General features: G+C 60.9%; 22 protein-coding genes. 18 read left to right on the forward strand and 4 right to left on the reverse strand.

Annotated features, from left to right (window positions below):
* The first annotated feature begins 79 nt into the window (after positions 1-79).
* Entirely contained in the window at positions 80-1,084 is a 1,005-nt protein-coding gene (locus HCZ23_RS09915) for a hypothetical protein (RefSeq protein WP_167601571.1), read from the forward strand.
* A gap of 126 nt (positions 1,085-1,210) precedes the next feature.
* On the opposite strand, the gene HCZ23_RS09920 is transcribed toward HCZ23_RS09915, so the two are convergent.
* On the reverse strand, positions 1,211-2,257 hold the full coding sequence (locus HCZ23_RS09920; RefSeq protein ID WP_254870070.1) for an AbrB family transcriptional regulator: 1,047 nt from the start codon (positions 2,255-2,257) through the stop codon (positions 1,211-1,213).
* 249 nt (positions 2,258-2,506) lie between these two features.
* Between HCZ23_RS09920 and phnC the strand changes: the two genes are divergently transcribed.
* From phnC to HCZ23_RS09945, 5 genes are all read left to right on the forward strand, one after another.
* A complete protein-coding gene (gene phnC, locus HCZ23_RS09925; protein ID WP_167601573.1) occupies positions 2,507-3,331 on the forward strand; it encodes a phosphonate ABC transporter ATP-binding protein in 825 nt (274 codons plus the stop codon).
* 55 nt (positions 3,332-3,386) lie between these two features.
* Positions 3,387-4,292 (forward strand): phosphonate ABC transporter substrate-binding protein, encoded by a 906-nt coding sequence (phnD, locus tag HCZ23_RS09930; protein WP_167601574.1) that lies wholly within the window; start codon positions 3,387-3,389, stop codon positions 4,290-4,292.
* Positions 4,293-4,369: 77 nt separating this feature from the next.
* Positions 4,370-5,233, forward strand: coding sequence for a phosphonate ABC transporter, permease protein PhnE (gene phnE / locus HCZ23_RS09935; RefSeq protein WP_167601575.1), 864 nt, complete (start codon positions 4,370-4,372; stop codon positions 5,231-5,233).
* Positions 5,230-6,555, forward strand: a complete 1,326-nt coding sequence (gene phnE / locus HCZ23_RS09940; protein ID WP_167601576.1) for a phosphonate ABC transporter, permease protein PhnE — start codon at positions 5,230-5,232, stop codon at positions 6,553-6,555. The genes phnE (HCZ23_RS09935) and phnE (HCZ23_RS09940) overlap by 4 nt, the downstream gene beginning before the upstream one ends.
* A gap of 94 nt (positions 6,556-6,649) precedes the next feature.
* A complete protein-coding gene (locus tag HCZ23_RS09945; protein ID WP_167601577.1) occupies positions 6,650-7,264 on the forward strand; it encodes a chloramphenicol acetyltransferase in 615 nt (204 codons plus the stop codon).
* A gap of 9 nt (positions 7,265-7,273) precedes the next feature.
* Here HCZ23_RS09945 and HCZ23_RS09950 read toward each other — a convergent pair whose 3' ends face one another.
* Both HCZ23_RS09950 and phnF read right to left on the reverse strand, forming a co-directional pair.
* The gene (locus tag HCZ23_RS09950; RefSeq protein WP_167601578.1) at positions 7,274-8,452 is read right to left on the reverse strand and encodes an alpha-D-ribose 1-methylphosphonate 5-triphosphate diphosphatase; all 1,179 of its coding nucleotides are present in this window, start codon (positions 8,450-8,452) and stop codon (positions 7,274-7,276) included.
* Positions 8,453-8,557: 105 nt separating this feature from the next.
* The gene (phnF, locus tag HCZ23_RS09955) at positions 8,558-9,271 is read right to left on the reverse strand and encodes a phosphonate metabolism transcriptional regulator PhnF (RefSeq protein WP_167601579.1); all 714 of its coding nucleotides are present in this window, start codon (positions 9,269-9,271) and stop codon (positions 8,558-8,560) included.
* A gap of 135 nt (positions 9,272-9,406) precedes the next feature.
* On the opposite strand from phnF, the gene phnG reads away from it, so the two are divergent.
* From phnG to phnN, 9 genes are read left to right on the forward strand one after another with little or no spacing between them, the layout of a single operon-like run.
* Positions 9,407-9,871 carry a phosphonate C-P lyase system protein PhnG gene (phnG, locus tag HCZ23_RS09960; protein ID WP_167601580.1) on the forward strand — a complete coding sequence of 155 codons (465 nt, stop codon included), beginning with the start codon at positions 9,407-9,409 and terminating at the stop codon, positions 9,869-9,871.
* Positions 9,872-9,882: 11 nt separating this feature from the next.
* Entirely contained in the window at positions 9,883-10,464 is a 582-nt protein-coding gene (gene phnH / locus HCZ23_RS09965; RefSeq protein ID WP_167601581.1) for a phosphonate C-P lyase system protein PhnH, read from the forward strand.
* Entirely contained in the window at positions 10,464-11,564 is a 1,101-nt protein-coding gene (locus tag HCZ23_RS09970; RefSeq protein ID WP_167601582.1) for a carbon-phosphorus lyase complex subunit PhnI, read from the forward strand. The genes phnH and HCZ23_RS09970 overlap by 1 nt, the downstream gene beginning before the upstream one ends.
* Entirely contained in the window at positions 11,561-11,821 is a 261-nt protein-coding gene (locus HCZ23_RS09975; protein WP_167601583.1) for a hypothetical protein, read from the forward strand. The genes HCZ23_RS09970 and HCZ23_RS09975 overlap by 4 nt, the downstream gene beginning before the upstream one ends.
* The gene (locus HCZ23_RS09980) at positions 11,814-12,674 is read left to right on the forward strand and encodes an alpha-D-ribose 1-methylphosphonate 5-phosphate C-P-lyase PhnJ (protein ID WP_167601584.1); all 861 of its coding nucleotides are present in this window, start codon (positions 11,814-11,816) and stop codon (positions 12,672-12,674) included. Before HCZ23_RS09975 ends, HCZ23_RS09980 begins: the two co-directional genes overlap by 8 nt.
* Positions 12,675-12,676: 2 nt before the next feature.
* Positions 12,677-13,447 carry a phosphonate C-P lyase system protein PhnK gene (gene phnK / locus HCZ23_RS09985; RefSeq protein ID WP_167601868.1) on the forward strand — a complete coding sequence of 257 codons (771 nt, stop codon included), beginning with the start codon at positions 12,677-12,679 and terminating at the stop codon, positions 13,445-13,447.
* A 3-nt stretch (positions 13,448-13,450) separates the two neighbouring features.
* A complete protein-coding gene (locus tag HCZ23_RS09990) occupies positions 13,451-14,404 on the forward strand; it encodes a magnesium transporter CorA family protein (protein ID WP_167601585.1) in 954 nt (317 codons plus the stop codon).
* Between the two features lie 4 nt (positions 14,405-14,408).
* Entirely contained in the window at positions 14,409-15,092 is a 684-nt protein-coding gene (gene phnL / locus HCZ23_RS09995; protein ID WP_167601586.1) for a phosphonate C-P lyase system protein PhnL, read from the forward strand.
* A 3-nt stretch (positions 15,093-15,095) separates the two neighbouring features.
* Positions 15,096-15,638, forward strand: coding sequence for a phosphonate metabolism protein/1,5-bisphosphokinase (PRPP-forming) PhnN (gene phnN / locus HCZ23_RS10000; protein WP_167601587.1), 543 nt, complete (start codon positions 15,096-15,098; stop codon positions 15,636-15,638).
* On the opposite strand, the gene HCZ23_RS10005 is transcribed toward phnN, so the two are convergent.
* Complete coding sequence (locus HCZ23_RS10005; protein WP_167601588.1) at positions 15,620-16,303, reverse strand: DUF1045 domain-containing protein; 684 nt, start codon at positions 16,301-16,303, stop codon at positions 15,620-15,622. The genes phnN and HCZ23_RS10005 overlap by 19 nt on opposite strands.
* A 78-nt stretch (positions 16,304-16,381) precedes the next feature.
* Here HCZ23_RS10005 and HCZ23_RS10010 point away from each other — a divergent pair, with 78 nt between their 5' ends.
* The 3 genes from HCZ23_RS10010 (at position 16,382) to nirD (ending at position 20,623) form a co-directional block, all read left to right on the forward strand.
* Positions 16,382-17,527, forward strand: a complete 1,146-nt coding sequence (locus tag HCZ23_RS10010; protein WP_167601589.1) for an alpha-D-ribose 1-methylphosphonate 5-triphosphate diphosphatase — start codon at positions 16,382-16,384, stop codon at positions 17,525-17,527.
* A 325-nt stretch (positions 17,528-17,852) separates the two neighbouring features.
* The gene (nirB, locus tag HCZ23_RS10015) at positions 17,853-20,306 is read left to right on the forward strand and encodes a nitrite reductase large subunit NirB (protein WP_167601590.1); all 2,454 of its coding nucleotides are present in this window, start codon (positions 17,853-17,855) and stop codon (positions 20,304-20,306) included.
* Positions 20,303-20,623 carry a nitrite reductase small subunit NirD gene (gene nirD / locus HCZ23_RS10020; RefSeq protein WP_167601591.1) on the forward strand — a complete coding sequence of 107 codons (321 nt, stop codon included), beginning with the start codon at positions 20,303-20,305 and terminating at the stop codon, positions 20,621-20,623. The genes nirB and nirD overlap by 4 nt, the downstream gene beginning before the upstream one ends.
* Positions 20,624-20,644: the final 21 nt, after the last annotated feature.

Genomic DNA, 20,644 nt, shown 5'->3' on the forward strand with positions numbered 1-20,644 from the left:
CGATCCGGGCCAGAACGGCAGGCGTCGGGCTGAGATTAAAAGATGCTAAGAGTAAGAGATAGAGCAGGTATCAGGCGAAATGGATAAACTACCCGAGATCGCGTCGCTTTGGATCGGCGGCAAGTTGAGCTGGCTGGAACAGCTTTGCCTGAAAAGCTTTGCCGATCAGGGCCATCACATCACGCTCTATTCCTACGAGCCGATCCCCAATGTGCCGCCGGGGGTGCATGTCGCAGATGCCGCCGAGATCTATCCCGGCGAGCGGATGCTGCGCCACGCGCGGACCGGGAGCCCGGCGATCCATGCCGATATGTGGCGGCTCAACCTGTTGAAAAAGACCGACAAGATTTGGGTCGATGCGGATATGTATTGCTACAAGCCCTTCGACTACAGCTCGCCTTATGTTTTCGGGTGGGAAAAGCCGGGGCTGGTGTGCAACGCGGTTCTGGGGCTGCCGTCGGACAGCAAAACCCTGAACGGATTGCTGGAGTTTTTCGAGGACGAATATGCCATCGCGCCCTGGCTCAAACCCGAACAGATCGCCGAGCTTGAGGCCGAACGCGACGCGGGCACGCCGGTGCATATGACGGAGCAGACCTGGGGCTTTACCGGGCCCTCGTCGGTCACGCATTTCCTGATCGAGACCGGAGAGATCGAACACGCGCAGCCCGAACCCGCCTTTTATCCGGTGAGTTTCAAGGAGCGAAACCACCTGATCCTCAGCCGTTTCAAACCCGAAGAGCGTTTCACTGAGGACACGCGCGGGGTGCATTTCTGGGCGCGTCGGATGAAGCCGCGTTTGGAGGAAAAGGAAAACAACACGCCCCGGCGCGGGTCCTTTATGGATGAGCTGATCAAGAAACATGCCATCGACCCGGCGGCGGCGCCGATCCCGGCCAAAAAGGCCAATGCGAACGCCAAGGCCCCGGTGGACGACCCGGCGTTTCAGGCGCAGATCGGGCTTGAGGCGCTCAAGGGCGAGTTGTCGATGGACAAGATTTGCCGCGCGTTTCTGGTGGACAAGAAGTTCGTCAAGGAATGCCGCGAGGTGATCGAACAAAAGGCGGCCACGCTGTTCGAATGACGCAAAAGGCGGCTAAAGCGTTTCTCAAAAAAACCTGAGTCACTCAATTTTTGAGAAATGCTGCAATATCAATTCAGTGTGGCAACGTTTTTCGCTCAATCTGATTCAGATTAAACGAAAAACGCTTTAGTATTTGAGCCGCTCCGCCAACCGGGTCAGCAAAGAGGGGGCGACAGCCACAAGGATCACGATCCGCACAAGGTGGTGGATCGAGATATAAGCCACCTCCGCATGCATCGCCAAAGCCACCAGAGACATCTCCGTCAGCCCGCCGGGTGCATAGGCCAAGAGCACCTGTTCGACGGTCTGGCCGAACATGCCGTGCAACAGCACCGCAAAACCCAAGGACAACCCCATGGTGATCAGGGTGCCGCCCAGCGTGAGCAACAGGGTTTCGCCCACCAGTTTGGGTTTGGCGCCACGAAAGCGACAGCCCATGGTGGTGCCAAGGACAATCTGCGCGATGATCACGATGAGACCCGGTGGCGAGGAATGCGTCAGCCCTGTCATATGCACAGCGCCTGACAAAAGCATCGGCCCCAAAAGCCCCGGCGCGGGGAATTTGAGTTTGGTCCCGATCCAATTGCCCAGAACTGCACAGGCCAAAAGGATCGCGCCGCTCATCAGAGTGAGGCTCTCCCCCTCGGCATGAAGCGGCACGCCACGCACCTCAAGCCCGAGCACCACGCGAAACCACAACGCGATGATCGAGATCGTCACCACGATCCGCCCGGCATGGGCCAGAATGATCCGCTTTTCATCGCCGCCCAAAGCGCCGCCGATCACCGTCATCTCATTGAGCCCGCCGGGCATGGCGGAGAAGAACGCGGTCACCGGATCGAGGAGCCCTATCTTGATGTAGAACGGCACGACCAGAATGGCGGCAAGTACGAGATAGACCGCCAGCCCGGCCAGCGAGAGGCCCCATTGGCTCAGGTGGTGAAAAGTGTCCGAGTCGAAGCTTGAGCCTAACATGACGCCGATCACCGGGATCACGAGGGGGCGAAACCGCCCCGAGGTCTCAAGCGGCGCACCGGCCATGACGCAGACGAAAATCACCAACATCGAGCCCAGCATCCACGGCAGGGGCAGCCCGGCGAGGTAAAACCCGGTGCCGCCCAATGCGCCGAGAACCAGCGTCAGACTGTTGCGAAACGCGCGTGTCTTGTCCAAGGGTGCTGTCAAAATCCGATCCCGAGCCTGTCGTTGCGTCACCATAGCGAGGCTGTCCGCAGGGGCAAGGCGGTGAGATTTGGGATTTTGCACAGGTCTTGCGCAACCGGGGCTTGGCGCTGCCTATGGTTTCGGCTTTGCTCCGCGGTTTTTCTTAGATTTGGGTCCGTCACAAAAGTTTTTCAGACCTGTCACAGAAGGGTTTCAGACCCTGTGCTTTATCCCCGCCGAACGAGCGAGGGGACAGACATGCTTGATGTGAAACATCTGACGAAACGGTTTGGCGCAAACACCGCCGTGGACAATGTCAGTTTCACTGTGGATCGGTCGATGATGATCGGCATCATCGGGCGTTCGGGCGCGGGCAAGTCGACCTTTCTGCGCATGATGAATCGTCTGACCGACGCCTCCGAAGGCGAATTGAATTTCGAGGGCCGCAATGTCCTGTCGCTCACCGGCAAAGAGAAGCGTGACTGGCAATCCGATTGCGCGATGATTTTCCAACAGTTCAACCTCGTGCCGCGTATGGATGTTGTGTCCAACGTTTTGCATGGCACCTTGGGTCGTCGTTCCACGCTTGCGACCATGTTCAATCTCTATCCCGAAGAGGATATTCACAAGGCGATCGACATTCTCGGTCGCCTTGGCATTTCCGAACATGCCACCAAACGCGCCGAGGCTCTTTCTGGTGGCCAGCAACAACGCGTCGCCATCGCGCGCGCCCTGATGCAGGACCCGAAAGTCATTCTGGCCGACGAACCCATTGCGTCCTTGGACCCGATGAACGCGCAAACCGTGATGGAGGCGCTCCGCCGTATCCATGACGAAGACGGTCGCATGGTCATCGCCAACCTTCACACGCTCGACACCGCGCGGCGCTATTGTGACCGGATCATCGGCATGCGCGACGGGCGCGTGGTCTTTGACGGCACGCCTGCGCAACTGACCACAGGGGTGGCGCGCGACATCTACGGCGCCGGTGCCGATTTTTCCGAAGCCGCCACATCCACCGAAATTCGCGATCATGACGCTTTGGAAAAGGCCGAGATTCGAGCCGCCGAAGTCGCGATCTAACGACCTTTCATCCCCGCATACGAAAAACCGCGGGAATAACCAACTGGAGACAGAGATGAAGAAACTGCTTGCTGCCGTTCTGGCCACCACTGCCCTCACGGGCGCTGCTCAGGCTCAGGAGATCACCGAATTCAACATCGGCATTCTGGGCGGCGAAAACGCCCAGGACCGTCTGAACGCCTACCAGTGCCTTGGCGATTACACCGAAGAAGCCCTCGGCGTTCCAGTGAAAATGTTCGCCCCTGCAGACTACAACGGCGTGATGCAGGGCCTTCTGGGCGGCACCATCGACATGGCCTGGCTCGGCGCCTCATCCTACGCCGGTGTCTACATCCAGGACCCCGACGCCGTGGAGCCGGTGCTCATCAAGATCAACCTCGATGGCTCTTACGGCTACCACTCCATCGGCTTTGCCCGCAAAGACAGCGGCATCACTTCGCTGGACGATATGGAAGGCAAGGTCTTCGGCTTCGGTGATCCGAACTCCACCTCCGGCTACCTGATCCCCTCCATCGAGATCCCGACCTACAAAGACGGCATCACCATGGAAAGCGGCGACTATTTCGGTGAAGTGAAATTCACCGGCGGTCATGAGCAAACCATCGTGGCCGTGAACAATGGCGACATCGACGCTGGTGTGACCTGGGCCGATGGCCAAGGCGCTTGGGAAGACGGTTACAACAACGGCGCGCTGCGCAAAGCCTCTGACGCGGGCATCGTGGACATGAACGACCTCGTGGAAATCTGGCGCTCCAAGCCGATCCCGGAAGGCCCGATCGTGCTGCGCAAAGCGCTGCCGGACGATGTCAAAGCGATCATGACGAAACTCGTCGACGAGCTGCATGAAAATGACCCCGATTGCGCCTATGGCGTGGCGGCCGGCGACAGCCTCGGCTTCGACCCGATCACCCACGCGGCCTACGAATCCATCGTCGCGGCGCGTCTGGCGAAATCTAACTAAGCGCCTTTGATACAAGACCTCGCGTGGCTCACGCGGGGTCTTTCCTTTTGACGACTTCCCGACAGGACTGACCCCACATGGCCGATCTGACAGCGGCGTCTTTGGACGTCACGCGCGCGCATTACATGGCGCTCACCCGCCAACGCCGTCTCTATGGCGGGATCATGCTTTTGGTCTTTGTCCTTTTGCTGGCCGCCGGGTTTGGCATCGCCAACGAGCGCAACGCCGGGGGCTTTCTGCCCGGTCTGCCGCATATTTTCGACTTTCCCGCCGATGTGGTCGCCGAGGCCTGGGAAAAACGTGCGAACCTGCCGGGGCATCTTATCGATGCTTTGCCCGCGCTGATCGAGACCATCAATATCGCCGCCGTGGCGACCCTGACCGGGGCTTTGGGTGCGATCATTTTGTCGATGCTCTCGACCCACGGTCTCGCGCCTTGGCCGCGCCTCATCCCCGTGTTTCGTCGCATGATGGACCTGATGCGCGCCATGCCTGAGATCGTGATCGCGCTGGTGCTGATCTTCATCCTGGGCGGGGGACCTGTGCCCGCCGCCATCGCCATCGCCTTTCACACCGTTGGCGCGTTGGGCAAGCTCTTCTCAGAGGTCAATGAAAACGCCGATCTCAAACCGCTCGAAGGCCTCGCCTCCGTCGGCGCCACCTGGCCGCAGCGGATGCTGCTGGGGCTCGTGCCGCAGGTCGCGCCGAACTGGTTTTCCTATGCTTTGCTGCGCTTTGAAATCAACATCCGGGCCTCCGCGATCTTGGGCTTCGTCGGTGCGGGCGGCATTGGCTATGAGCTGAAGAATGCGATCTCCTGGGGGCAAGGCAAATTCGATGAAGCCGCCGCCGTCTTCATCCTCCTGTTTCTGACCATCGTGTTTTTCGACCAACTGTCCTCATATGTGCGCAACCGCATGACCTACGGAGCCACCAAATGAGCCTCGCCACTGCCTCCTCTTCCGTCGACATGCGCGCGACGGCCACGGCTCTGATCGCCCGCAAACGGCTGCTCACCTTTGCCGTGCCTTTGGCGATCCTCGCCTATTTTGTCTATATTTTCTTCGCCTTCGACATCCTCGGCCTGCGCGAGCGGGCGCGTTTGGACAATGCCATCGCGCTGGTCTCCGACACTTACAGCTACAAGACCCATGTCGAGCGCAACAACCGCAGAGGCGAGATCGAGGTTGCGGTCGAGGGCGAGCGCAAAGGCACCTATGACGCCACAAATTACCCCTCTTGGGTGACGGTCGGTGAGGACGCGGCGACGATCCGTCTCGACGATGGGGGAACCATCGAGATCAATGGCGACATCGTGCGCTTTGAGGTGCCGGGGTTTGGCCTGATCGAGGCGACGCAATCGCGCGCGGACGGTGTGACGATAAACCTCGACACCTCCGATCTGCCCGACTGGATTTCCTATTCCAACACCCGCCTGTCCGTCACCACGAAGGCCGCGCGCCTGTCCCTGACCAAGGCCCGCACCGAGGTTTTCGTTTATGAGTTCGGGTGGGAGCTGTTCTGGTTCACGCTGGAAAGCCCCTATTACGGCCATAGCTTCTCTGAGATCGCCTTTGGCGACCGGATCGACCCGACGCGTTCGAACCTTGCGGGTGCGTGGCAGGATTTCTGGACCAACGCGATCTGGCGTCATGGCGACGTGGCCTGGGCCCTGTTCGAAACCGTGCTCATGGCCTTCCTCGGAACCTTCGGCGCGGCCATCATTGCCCTGCCTCTCGCCTTCCTCGCCGCCCGCAATTTCGCGCCCCTCGTGGCGATCCGCATGGCGGCGCGGCGGCTGTTCGACTTCCTGCGCGGTGTCGATGGGCTGATCTGGACGATTCTTCTGTCGCGCGCCTTCGGGCCGGGGCCGATGACCGGCGCCCTGGCGATCCTTTTCACCGACACCGGTTCTTTCGGCAAGCTCTTCTCCGAAGCGCTGGAGAACGTTGACAGCAAACAGATCGAAGGCGTTGCCTCCACCGGCGCCAAACCGCTGCAACGCTACCGCTTCGGCGTCATCCCGCAAATTGTGCCGGTGCTCCTGTCGCAAGTGCTCTACTTCCTCGAATCCAACACCCGCTCCGCCACCATCATCGGTGCCATTACGGGCGGCGGCATCGGGCTTTTGCTGACGCAGGCGATGATCACCCAGAAGGATTGGGAAGAGGTGTCCTATTACATCATCCTCATCGTGCTTCTGGTGATGGCGATGGACAGCTTTTCGGGCTGGCTGCGGCGCAAGTTGATCAAGGGCGAGTGAGTATTTGTCCCTGCAATGAAGGCAGCCCTTGCCCTTTTCATTGCAGCGGCAATACTCCCGCCGGAGGCGACACAAGATTTCTGACAGGTGACACATGCCGAAACTGAGCGCGACCGAGCCCTTTGTTCACGAGGGCGCAGAGGTGCATAACGCCACCTTTGGCGCCTATTGCGAGGTGGGCAAGGGCGCGCGGGTGTTGAATTCAGACTTCCTGGATTACGCCTATTGCGATCAGTTCGCGGACATCGCCAATACGACGGTGGGCAAATTCGCCAATATCGCGGCCTTCACACGGATCGGGCCGACGGATCACCCCTATCAGAACGCCTCTCTGCACCACTTCCTCTACCGCTCGTCTTACTACTGGGAGGATGCCGAGGACGATCCGGCGTTTTTTGCGGCGCGCTCTGCGCGACGGACGGTCATCGGGCATGACACCTGGATCGGGCACGGTGCGATCATCAAGCCGGAGGTGACCATCGGAAATGGCGCCATCGTCGCCTCGGGCGCCGTCGTCACCAAAGATGTCCCGCCCTATATGATTGTGGCCGGCGTGCCGTCTCAACCGATGCGGCCGCGCTATGCGCAAGGCATCGGCGCGCGGATCGAGGCGCTTGGCTGGTGGGATTGGGATCACCAGCGGCTGCGGGCGGCGCTTGAGGATTTTCGCTCTCTGAGGGCCGAGGCCTTTCTCGAAAAATACGAGTAAACGCCGCCGTTATTCCGCCGCCAGCGACATCCGGTGATCCGCTTGCGCCAGACGCTGCCCGGCCTGACCGCTCATATAGGCGATACGCCCGCCGGCGACCGTGGCTTCGATCTCGCGGGTGGCTTGGTTGATCACCACGAAATCCGCCCGCTTGCCGCGCTCCAGGGTGCCACGATCCGACAGCCGCATGATCTGCGCCGGGTTCGCCGAGACCATCGCCCAGGCCTTTGGCAGGGCACAGAATCCTTTGTCCACCATGGCCCAAACGGCGGCGATCATCGCCGGGTAGTGGTAGTCTGACACCAAGGCATCGCAAAGCCCGCGTTCGATCAGTTTCTGCGCCGAGATATTGCCCGATTGCGAGCCGCCACGGGCCACGTTGGGCGCGCCCATGAGCACCGGATCGCCCATCGCCTTTGCGGCGGCGGCGGCTTTCTCGGAGATCGGGAATTCGGCCACACGCGCACCCAGGATGCGAAACTCTTCGCGGGTTTCTGCGTCGGGGTCATCGTGGCTGCCGTAAGTCACGCCCAGCGTGTCAAAGGCTTCGGCCAATTGCCACAAATGACGCGGCACTTCGGATTTGCGATCCTTGGCCTCGCGCAGCACCTTGATGAACTCTTCCGGGGTGCGTCCGCCGCGCTTCGCCCAGGCGGCAAATTCCAGCGGCTCTTTCTTGGCGATCTCTATGGCTTCGGGCAGGTGGTTGTTGAAGATCACATAGTCCACGCCAAAGCGCCGGATCGCCGCCAAAAGCCGGTCGCGGCTGTCGATCATATGCGTCTCGCAGCGAATTTGCAGGCGGATATCGATGGGCGCGTGGGCCTCGAAAGCCTTCATCTCCGCCAACAATTCCTCGGCATAATCCGGGCCACGCAAGCCGCCCTCCCAGGACCAGCATTGCGCAAACCAGGCGGTCGTCACGCCATGTGCGGCCGCGTCACGCGCCGCCGATGAAAGGCCCGAACGGATCGGGAAAGGCGCGCGCGGACGCGGTGAGATGTGGCGCTCGAAGGCATCGCCATGCAGGTCGATGATGCCGGGCAGGATCATGTAGCCCGACAGGTCCACCTCCGGGAAACGCCCGTGGCCGATGTAGCCGTCCTCGATGTTGAGCGGCTGGATGCGGAGCGCGTCCTCACTGAGCACGGAGGCCCCTGTGAAGCTGAGCGGCGGAAGAAGAGCCATGACGAATACCTGCGAGAAACCTGTGGCGTTTTACCATTGCAGGTTGTTTTACGCAGGCAATGTATCGTCCGCGTGACGTCTGAAATCTTTCACAAAAATCTGATTTTAGTCATCGGGCGTGACCAAAAGGGTGACCCGTTCGCCGGCAAACCAAGTGAGGCCCCGCTCGATCGGCACGCCGTCGGGCGTGGTGTTGAGGCTCACAGTGCGCAGCATCGGATCGCCTTCGCGCAGGCCAAGATGCAGCGCTTGGGTGGCCGTGGCGCGCTCGGCGCTGACACGGGTCTCAGAGCGGACATAATCGGCAATGCCGATGGATTTGAGCGCCTGGGTGACCGAACTGATCTCGCCAAACGCGGCCATGAGGCCCGGTGTGCGCGCCTCGGGAAAGATTGAGATGAAATGCGCGACGGGGGCGTCGCCCGACAGGGACAGCCCCTCATAGACCAGCACAGGATCCCCCAAAGCGAGATGAAGCACTTCCGCTTCGGTTTGATCGCAGGGCCGGGTCTCCATGCGCAGCACTTTCTTTTGCGGCAGTCGTCCCGTCGCGCGGATGTTCTGGTGAAACCGCACGCGTTTGCCGATGGGGTAATCCACCGGCGCGCTTTGCACAAAGACGCCCGCACCGCGCCGAGAGCGGGTGATGCCGCGTTCGGTGAGATCGGAGAGCGCATGGCGCACCGTGTGGCGATTGACCCCGAAGCGCGACGACAGCTCTGCCTCCGTCGGGAGCTTGTCGCCGGGGCGGTAATGCCCCTTGGCGATCTCTTCAGAGAGCGTTTCCGCGATGGACTTCCAGACTGGCGTGCGTGGCATGAGCGTCTCGTCACCAAAGTTTCACGAATTAACCCTTGCCGAGTCGCTTCGGATCGGCAATGATTTGTCTAGTTGTATAGTAATTTAGACAACTTGGCAAGCTGTCTAGACGACACAGGATGAAAAGAGGCGACGATGGGCAAACCCGAGGCTGTACTCTCTCCCGAACAAGAGGTGCGCAAGGCGTGGATGGGGCTTTTGGCCAAGTCCGAGGCCGCGCTTTTGGCCGAGCGTCTGGGCGCATTGGACCTGCCGGAGTTCGACTGGCTGCGCCGCCCCGAGGTCGGCGGTGTCATGGTGCGTGGACGCATGGGCGGCACCGGCGCGCCGTTCAATCTGGGCGAAATGACTGTCACGCGCTGTTCTCTGCGGCTGGCAACGGGTGAAGTCGGTCATGGCTATGTGCAGGGCCGCGACAAGCGACAGGCGGAGCAGGCCGCGCTTGTCGATGCGTTGATGCAGGGCCCGCGCGCTGATCAGTTGCGCGACGCGGTTCTGGCGCCTCTCGAGACGGCGCAGGTCGCGAGTCGCGCCGCGCGCGCCGCGAAAGCTGCGGCAACGAAAGTGGACTTCTTTACGATGGTGCGAGGAGAAGACTGATGCCAAAACACATGAGTGACCAAAGCCTGATTGGCGCCTTTGCAGCCCCTCCGCAAGACGCCGCCCGCGCGTTTCGCGCCGCGCTGAAAGCCCTCGCGCGCCCCGGCACGCTCCATGACATCAAGGGCGGTCAAGCGCCCGCGCCTGTGTCGGTGGCGGCGGCGAGTCTGCTCCTGACGCTCTGCGACCCGGAAACGCCGCTTTGCCTGATGGGCGCGCATGACACGCCGGAGATCCGCGACTGGATCGCCTTTCAAATCGGCGCGCCCATCGTCGACCCTTTGACAGCCATGTTCGCGCTGGGCACTTGGGAGGCGTTGCAGCCGGTGACGGCTTTCCCCATCGGCACGGCGGAATATCCCGACCGCTCGACGACACTGATCGTCGAAATGGACGCGCTGTCTCAGGACGGCGCGCAGCTCACGGGGCCGGGGATCGAAACCACGGCCCGCCTCTCGTTGCCCGCCTTGGAGCCGTTTCAGAGGAACGCGATGCTCTTCCCGCTGGGGCTCGATTTCTATTTCACCTCGGGCACACAGATCGCGGGTCTGCCGCGCAGCACGCAGGTCACTGACATGATGGAGGCCAACTGATGTATGTTGCCGTCAAAGGGGGCGAACGCGCCATCGACAATGCGCACGCCTGGCTGGCCGAAGAGCGCCGGGGCGATGTGACGGTCGCGGAACTCACCGTGCCGCAAATCCGCGAACAATTGGCGCTGGCTGTGAACCGCGTCATGACGGAAGGCTCGCTCTACGATCCCGATCTGGCCGCTCTGGCGATCAAGCAATCGCGCGGCGATCTGATCGAGGCGATTTTCCTCATTCGTGCCTACCGGACGACCCTGCCGCGCATCGGCCATTCGCATCCTGTCGAGACCGGCAAGATGGCCTGTGATCGACGCGTGTCCGCGACGTTCAAAGACGTGCCGGGGGGGCAGGTTTTGGGACCGACCTTCGATTACACCCATCGTCTTTTGGATTTCAAACTGATGGCGGAAGGCGAGGTGCCGGAGGCGGTCGAGGCCGATCCCCGGATTGAGCCGACCCCGCATGTGACGTCTTTCCTCAACAAGGAGGGCCTGATCCAGACCGAAGCCGAGAGTGGTGAGACCCCGCCGGACCTGACCCGCGAGCCGCTGGAACTGCCCGCCAACCGCGCGCTGCGGTTGCAGGCGCTGACCCGTGGCGACGAAGGCTTCATCCTGTCGATGGCCTATTCGACGCAACGCGGCTACGGCAACAGCCATGCGTTTGTGGGCGAGTTGCGCATCGGTAAGGTCGCGGTCGAGATGGACATCCCGGAACTGGGCTTTGCCATCGAGATCGGCGAAGTGGAACTGACCGAATGCGAAACCGTGAACAAATTCGCAGGCTCGAAAGTCGAGCCGCCGCAGTTCACACGCGGCTACGGGCTGACCTTTGGCCAGACGGAACGCAAGGCGATTTCCATGGCACTGGTCGACCGCTCGCTGCGCTCGAAGGAGTTGGGCGTCGAGGTCTCGAACTCGCCTGCGCATGACGAGGAATTCGTCTTGTATCACTGTGACAACATTCAGGCGACCGGATTCCTAGAACATATCAAATTGCCACACTATGTGGATTTTCAGTCCGAGATGGAACTGGTCCGCAAAATGCGCGCGGAGATTGCGAGCGCAAGTGCAGAAGAGAGAACGAAGGAGGCCGCAGAATGACCTCAGTCGCCGCCACCGCCAGCATCGCCGCCAGTATCAAATCCGCCACCATCCCATGTGTCATTGCGAGAGCTTTTCGGGAGGTCGATGCCACTCATGCTTCCGTCGGCCTCTCCCTGAAATTTGCGAGGCTTTGGTTTCCCACGACCAAGCACAACGAGAAGAACACCCAAGGCTGCAATGCCGAACAAAGGCGCAATCGCGAAGATAAAATCAATCATATCAAATACTTTCTAAACGGTGGCTGTCATGTCTGACTATAACTTCGCCTATCTCGACGAGCAAACCAAACGAATGATCCGTCGCGCGATCCTCAAAGGCATTGCCGTTCCGGGCTATCAGGTGCCGTTTGCCTCGCGCGAAATGCCGATGCCCTATGGTTGGGGGACGGGGGGCGTGCAGGTTTCTGCCGCCTGTCTGATGCCAGAAGATACACTTAAGGTGATCGACCAGGGTGCGGATGACACGACCAATGCCGTCTCGATCCGAAAGTTTTTCGAGAAGACCGCCGAGATCGCCGTGACCGAAAAGACCCGCGAGGCGACGGTGATCCAGACCCGCCACCGCATCCCCGAAGAGCCGCTGACCGAGGGGCAAATCCTTGTTTATCAGGTGCCGATCCCGGAGCCTTTGCGCTTTCTGGAGCCGCGCGAGACCGAGACACGCAAGATGCATGCGCTCGAAGAATACGGGCTGATGCATGTGAAACTTTACGAAGACATCGCCAAACACGGCCATATCGCCACCTCCTACGCCTATCCGGTCAAGGTCGAGGGGCGTTATGTGATGGACCCGTCGCCGATCCCGAAATTCGACAATCCGAAGATGGAAATGGCGGCGATCCAACTCTTTGGCGCCGGGCGCGAGCAACGCATCTACGCCGTGCCGCCCTATACCAAGGTCGTCAGTCTCGATTTCGAAGATCATCCGTTTGATCCCTCTAAAGCCAACCACCCCTGCGATCTTTGCGGGGCGGAGCACACCTATCTCGATGAGGTGATCATCGACGATGAGGGCGGGCGGATGTTCGTCTGTTCCGATACCGATTATTGCGCCGAGCGGCAGGCCATGGGCTATCGCGGGCGACTATCTCCAGAGGCAGCAGAATGACAATCCAACCGCTTCTTTCCGTTAAGGACATCCGCAAAACCTATGGCGATAGGGTCGGCTGTTCCGATGTGTCCTTCGATCTTTACCCCGGCGAGGTGATGGGCATTGTGGGCGAATCCGGCTCTGGCAAGTCGACGCTTTTGAATTGCATGGCGGGGCACTTGCCGCCCGACAGCGGGCAGGTTCTGTTCGACACGCGCGACCGCGGTATGGTCGACACGCTCACCATGTCCGAACCCGAACGCCGGATGCTGTCGCGCACGGATTGGGCCTTTGTCCATCAACACGCCCGCGACGGGCTGCGCATGGGGGTCTCTGCGGGCGGCAATGTCGGCGAGCGTCTCATGGCGGTCGGCGCGCGGCATTACGGCAATATCCGCACGCAGGCCATCGACTGGCTGGACCGGGTCGAGATCAATGAGGACCGGGTGGACGACAAACCCAGCGCGTTTTCCGGCGGGATGCAACAACGCCTGCAAATCGCGCGGAACCTTGTCACCGGCCCAAGGCTTGTTTTCATGGACGAACCGACCGGCGGCCTGGATGTCTCGGTTCAGGCGCGGCTTTTGGACTTGTTGCGCGGATTGGTGCGGGAAATGGGATTGTCGGCGATCATCGTCACCCATGACCTTGCTGTCGTGCGGCTTTTGGCGGATCGTCTGATGGTGATGAAATCCGGCCATGTCGTCGAACATGGCCTTACCGATCAGGTGCTCGATGACCCGCAACATGCCTATACGCAGCTTCTCGTCTCTTCTGTCTTGCAGGTCTGAGACATGATTTTCGCCTATCGACCCCTCGGCGCAGGCCTCGAGAGATTGCCCAATGAGGGCGATCTTTCCGATGCTCTGTGGGTCGATCTCTTGAGCCCGCAACCGGCACAGGTCGAGGCCGTGGAGGCGCTTGGCGTCTCCGTGCCGACGCTTGCGGATATGCAGGAGATCGAGGTGTCTAACCGGCTCTACCGCGAAGGCGACACCGAGGTTCTGACCATCGTTTTGCCGGGGCTGGATCGCAACAAGGAGCCGTCTTTCGGCCCCGTCGCCTTTCTGATCACGCCGGATCGGTTGTTTACCGTGCGCTATCACACGCCGCGTCCGTTCGAGACCTATGCCACCCACGCGGGCCAATCGAGCGCAGGCTGCGCCGGGCGGCGACGGGTGTTTCTGGGCCTGATCGAAGAGATCGTCGCCCGCATCGCCGACCTTTTGGAAGGTGTGGGCGAGGCGCTCGATCAACAATCGCATATCGCCTTTCGTGACCCCGAACCGCGTGGCGATGAATTGGCGGATGCTCTGCGCGCGCTCGGCAAACAAAGCGAACAGGTCGCGAAATACCGCCATGCGCTTTTGACCGTCGAACGCGCCTTGTCGAGCTTTGGCCTTGGCCTTGAAGGCGAAAAGGATAAGCCGCTGACGAGCATTCTCAAGGCGCAGGTCAAGGATTGTCAGGCGCTCACCGTGCATGGCGATTTCCTGTCGGGCCGGATCGCGCAGCTCACCGATGTGATTTTGGGTCTTATCAATCTGGAGCAAAACGACACCAGCCGCATCCTGTCGGTCGTGGCCGTGCTGTTCCTGCCGCCGACGCTTGTGGCCTCTGTCTACGGCATGAACTTTCCCTTCATCCCCGGCCTCGACAGCCCCTATGGCTACCTGATCGCCACCGCTCTGATGATCGGCTCGGCGCTTGGGACTTACCTTCTCTCGAAATGGAAAAACTGGCTGTAATCTCATGATCAAGATCGACAACCTCTCCAAATCCTTCACGCTCCACAATCAGGGCAGCGCCGTGATCCCGGTCATGCAAGGCGCCACATTCGAGGTGGCACCCGGCGAATGCGTGGCGCTCACCGGCAATTCGGGCGCCGGCAAATCAACGCTGATGCGGATGATCTACGGCAATTACCTGTCGGCCTCGGGGCATATCTGGGTGGGCGAGACGGATGTCGCGACCGCCGAACCGCGCGAGATCATCGCTTTGCGCCGGGCCACGCTTGGCTATGTCTCGCAATTCCTGCGTGTCGTGCCGCGTGTGCCGACGCTTGAGGTGGTGGCTGAACCGCTCCTGACCGTTGGCGTGGACAAGGAGACGGCCTTTGCCAAGGCCCGCGATCTCCTGTCGCGTCTCAACATTCCCGAAACCCTCTGGGGCCTTTCGCCTACGACATTCTCCGGCGGCGAGCAACAGCGGGTGAACATCGCGCGCGGCTTTGCCCATGACTATCCGGCGATGCTTTTGGACGAACCCACTGCCTCTCTGGATGCGACGAACCGCGAAACGGTTCTGAGCCTGATCGAAGAGGCCAAAGCGCGTGGCGCGGCGATCATCGGCATCTTCCACGACGCCCCCGCCCGCGACCGGGTGGCGGATCGGGAGATCAACGTCTCCGATTTTACCCCTGCACGGGCGGCCTGAGCGATGGTCGGGCGTCTCTATGCCATCGTCGGCCCCTCAGGCGCGGGCAAGGACACTCTGATTGAGGCCGCACTCGAACGGCGCCGCGATCTGGCCGTCGCCAAACGCGTGATCACAAGGCCGACCGAAGCCGGCGGCGAGGATTTTGAGGGCGTCACGGTCGAGGAGTTCGATCGCCGTCTGGAGGCCGGAGAGTTCGCGCTCCACTGGGAGGCGCATGGGCTCAAATACGGTGTGTCGATTTCTATCGAGACGTCGCTGAATGAGGGCCGCGATGTGTTGTTCAACGGCTCGCGCGCGATCCTGCCAGAGGCCTATGCGATCTATCCCAATATGGGCGTTTTGCTGATCACCGCCTCGCCTTCGGTTCTCGCAACCCGTTTGGCGGCGCGTGGCCGCGAAAGCCGCGACGAGATCGAGAAACGTCTGGCCCGCGCCGAATATGACATCGCGCCCGGCCTGCCGGTCAGGCGTGTGGAAAACGATGGCGCGTTGGAGGACGCTGTGACGTCTTTCCTCGCGGCCCTTCAGCCGGAGAGGGTGTAACGGTGCAGCAAATGAAACCGGCCATCCCCCGCCTCGCCGAAGAGGCACAGGTCCTTGATCTCAAAGGGCCGGGGCAGGAGCGGGGCGATCACCGGGGTCAGCGCTTTGACAGTGGCCTCGGCCTGTGCTTCGGTGAGTTTACCGGTGAACGTGAGGTGAAATTTGAATTCCTCCATCACGTAAGGATAGCCCCATTGGCTGAGCAGCGCCTCCTGACGGGCCGAAAGCCCCGACGCCCGGCGACGCGCCAATTCGGTCTCGGAGGGCTGCGCGCGATGCGGGTCGAGCGTGGCGACCACCTCTCCGGCCAGCGTCTCCAACGTGCTCAGATCGCCCTCGGGCGTCAGCGCCAGAAACCCACCGATGCGGGTGAGCTTGAGGCCCTCCAACACAATCGGCGCATGGGCGGCGGCGAAGGCCTCGAGATCGGCCATCAACTCCGCGCGCGTGCCGGTCAGACGAAACGGCGGCTTGAGCGTGCCGTGAAACCCGTATTTGCGCGGCGTCGCGGTGATCTCGGAGACGGGCAGGGGCAGTCCGTCCACGGCGGGATGCGGCAACTCGACGCCGTCGAACGCATCCCAGCCCAGCCAATGGGCAGAAAATTCGGCAAACGGCCCCGGAGCGGGGGCGTAATAGACCGCGTATCTTTTGAATTCATCCATGGCGCTGTCCTAACGGCTCCCTGTCACACTCATGTGACATGGATCGGGCAATGACGCGCCTCTGACAAGGACGATGTGATGACCGACTTTACTTTGACCAATGCAAGGATCGTTTTGGAGACGGAGGTGATCCAAGGCACCCTGCGTGTCGAGAATGGCAAGATTGCCGATGTGAGCGCGGGCGGCACGGCTGTGCCGGGGGCCGAGGACGTGGGCGGCGATATGGTGATCCCCGGCCTCATCGAGCTTCATACCGACAACTTGGAGCGCCATATCGAGCCGCGCCCCAAGGTCGATTGGCCGCATCAGGCGGCGATCCTGGCGCATGACGCGGAACTGGCCTCGGTCGGCATCACAACCGTGTTCGATGCCATGCGCGTGGGGTCCATTCACCGTCGCAAGGGGGACGCGGGCTATCACAAATATGCCCGCAGCCTGTCGCAAGAAGTGATGCATCTGCGCGATCTTGGCGCGCTGAAAATCAGCCATTTTCTGCATCTTCGGGCGGAGGTCTGTTCGGAGACATTGGAAGATGAACTGGCGGAATTCACACCGGAGGACCGCGTGGGTCTCGTGTCGCTCATGGATCACACGCCGGGGCAGCGGCAGTTTCGTGATCTCTCGAAGCTCAAGGACTATGTGCAAAAGAAACGCGGCATGACGGATGCGGAATTCGACGATCACGTCGAGCACCTCTACGAGCTGCGCGATACCTATGGTGCGCGGCATGAACAGATCGCAGTCTCCGAGGCGCGGCGTCTGGGGGCGGTTTTGGCCTCTCACGACGACACCACGGCGGATCACGTCGAGACCTCGCGTCAGAACGGCGTGCGGGTGGCGGAATTTCCGACCACGGTGGAGGCGGCGCAGGCCTGCAAACTCCATGGCATCGCCGCGATGATGGGCGCGCCCAATCTCATTCGCGGCGGCTCGCATTCCGGCAATGTCGCGGCGCATGAGCTGGCGGAACGCGGGTTGTTGGACATCGTCTCCTCGGATTACGTGCCCTCTGCGCTGATGACCTCGGCGATTTTGCTGGCGGATCTGTGGGACGATCTGCCCCGTGCGATCGCCACCGTGACCGCCAACCCGGCTGAGGCGGTGGGGCTCTCGGATCGTGGTCGAATCGCGCCGGGGCTGCATGCCGATCTGGTGCGAATCTCCCGAATCGAGGGCACGCCGGTGGTCCGGGGCGTCTGGTCGCATGGGCGTCAGGTGGGCTGATCCGCTGCGTTTTGGCACATTTCCAAGAGGCGGAGCCTTGTCGTTTCGCCTCTTAAATCGCAGCTTTTGCGGAAATCCTGCGTAAAGTTTAATCAAACCATGCTGCATCCGCGAAAAAACTGAGGGCATTCCCGCACATGGGTCTTGTCGGACGGGGCGGATTTCCTAAAAGCTGATTTCAACGAGTGACACACTCGCATGTCGCAAGGACGCGACGTGAATGACATATGCCCCTCTGATACCGGGGCCCGCAGCAACGGCGCTGCATTCTCACCAAAAGACAATCTGGCTCATTCTGAGCCGCGTTCTGAGAGGAAGTGCCGCTATGACTGCTCAAAAGCAAAAACTCGTGATCGTTGGAAATGGCATGGCGCCGAGCCGGATGCTTGAGCATCTGTTCGAAGTGGGCGACCAATACGAGGTCACCATTTTCAACGCTGAGCCGCGTGTGAACTACGACCGCATCATGCTGTCTCCGGTTCTGTCGGGCGAAAAGACCTATGCCGACATCATCATCCATGGCGAAGGCTGGTATGCCGAGCATGGCATCACGCTGCACCAAGGCGACAAGATCACCGAAATTCGCCGCCATGAGCGCAAGGTGATTTCCGAGAAAGGCGTGGTCGCGGACTACGACAAGCTGGTCATCGCCACCGGGTCCAACCCCTTTATCATCCCCGTGCCGGGATCGGATCTGCCTGGCGTGTTGGCCTACCGCGATCTCGATGACACCGACGGCATGATCAAAGCGGCTGAAAAAGGCGGGCGCGCTGTCGTGATCGGCGGCGGTCTTTTGGGCCTTGAGGCCGCTGCGGGTCTGAAACTGCGTGGCATGGAGGTGACCGTCATTCACCTGATGCCGACGCTGATGGAACGTCAGCTCGATACCGCTGCCGGGTATCTTTTGCAAAAAGAACTGGAGAGCCGTGGCATCGACGTGCTCTGCGAAGCCAACACCAAACAGATCCTCGGTGAGGGCAAAGTCGAGGGGGTGGAACTGGCTGACGGTCGCGTCATTGACGCCTCCCTCGTGGTGATGGCCGTCGGCATCCGTCCCAACGTCGCGCTGGCGCAAGAAGCGGGCCTTGAGGTCAATCGCGGCATCGTCACCGACGCGACGATGAAAACCTCTGACCCGAACATCTATTCCGTGGGGGAATGTGTGGAAGTGGGCGGCATGGTCTATGGCCTTGTCGCCCCTCTCTACCGCATGGCCAAAGTGGCCGCCGAACATCTGGCCGGTCCCTCTGAGGCCGCCTTTGCCCATGCAGAGACGCCGACCAAGCTCAAAGTCACAGGCTGCGACCTCTATTCCGTTGGCGATTTCGCCGAAGGCGAGGGGCGTGAGGACATCGTGCTGCGCGACGCGCAGCGCGGGACCTACAAACGGGTCATCCTCAAAGACAATAAACTGATCGGAGCCGTGCTCTACGGCGATGTCGCCGATGGGGCGTGGTACAACCAGATGCTCATCTCGGGCGAAGATATTTCCGAGATGCGTGACACCCTGATCTTCGGTCAGGCCTATCAAGGCGGCGGCACGGTCGATCCGTTGGCGGCGGTCGCAGCACTTCCGGATGATGCGGAGATTTGCGGCTGTAACGGCATCACCAAGGGGATGATCGTCAAGGCGATCACCGACAAGGGCCTGACGTCTTTGGCCGATGTGCGCGCGCATTCCAAGGCCTCTGCGTCTTGCGGCACCTGCACGAACCTTGTCGAAGGCATCATGGGCATTACGCTTGGCGACGATTTCGTCCTCCCGGCGGCGCAGGGCATGTGCGGTTGCACCACCCATAGCCACGGCTTTGTCCGTCGCATGATCAAGGCGAAAGGCCTCAAATCCATCCCCGCCGTGATGCAGGAGCTGGAATGGTCGACGGCGGAGGGCTGTGCCAAATGCCGTCCGGCGCTGAACTACTACCTCGTTGCAGATTGGCCGGGGGAATACAAGGACGACCAGCAATCGCGCTTCATCAACGAACGTGTCCACGCCAACATCCAGAAAGACGGCACCTATTCCGTCGTGCCGCGGATGTTCGGGGGCATCACCACGCCGGATGAGCTGCGTGCCATCGCTGACGTGGCCGACAAATACGACATCCCGACCGTCAAGGTCACCGGCGGTCAGCGCATCGACTTGCTGGGTGTCAAAAAAGAAGACCTGATCCCGGTTTGGGCCGATCTCAACGCGGCGGGGATGATCTCCGGGGCGGCCTATTCCAAAGGCCTGCGCACGGTGAAAACCTGTGTCGGGACGGATTGGTGCCGCTTCGGCACGCAGGACTCGACGGGTCTGGGCATCAAGTTGGAGAAAGCACTCTGGGGGTCGTGGTCGCCTGCGAAACTCAAACTCGCGGTCACCGGCTGTCCGCGCAACTGTGCCGAAGCGACGTGCAAGGACATCGGCATCATCTGCGTCGATAGCGGCTATGAGATCGTCTATGGCGGGGCTGCGGGGCTGCACATTCAGGGCACGACCGTGCTGGGCAAAGTCGCCACGGAAGAGGAGGTCATGGAGGTGGTTTGCGCGCTGACGCAGTATTACCGCGAGACCGGGTTCTACCTTGAGCGGATTTACAAATGGGCGGACCGGCTGGGCTACGATCACATCAAGGAAGTGATCTACGACAATCTGGAGGAGCGCAAAGCCTTCGCCGAACGCTTCCGCTACTCACAGGAATTCGCGCAGGTTGACCCCTGGGCCGAACGTGTCGCGGGCGCCGAAGCCCATGAATTCAAACCCATGGCCACCCTCAATCTGGAGGCAGCAGAATGAACATGCAGAGCAAAACCTGGATTGAAGTCGGCACCCTCACTGACATCCCGCGGCAAGGCGCGCGCTGTGTGAAGACCGGCGAGATGACGATCGCCATCTTTCGCACCACCGACGACCGCCTTTTCGCCCTCGAAGACAAATGCCCGCATAAGAACGGGCCGCTGAGCGATGGCATTGTGCACGACGGCTGTGTCACATGCCCGCTCCACAACTGGGTCATTTCCCTCGAAACAGGTGCCGCGCAAGGTGCCGACGAGGGGATGAGCCTGACCTTCCCGGTCAAACTGGACGGCGAGACCGTATTGCTCGGTCTTTAAAGCTTTCTCACGGAACGGGCT

This window comes from Celeribacter sp. HF31 (assembly GCF_011806455.1).
GTDB lineage: Bacteria > Pseudomonadota > Alphaproteobacteria > Rhodobacterales > Rhodobacteraceae > Celeribacter.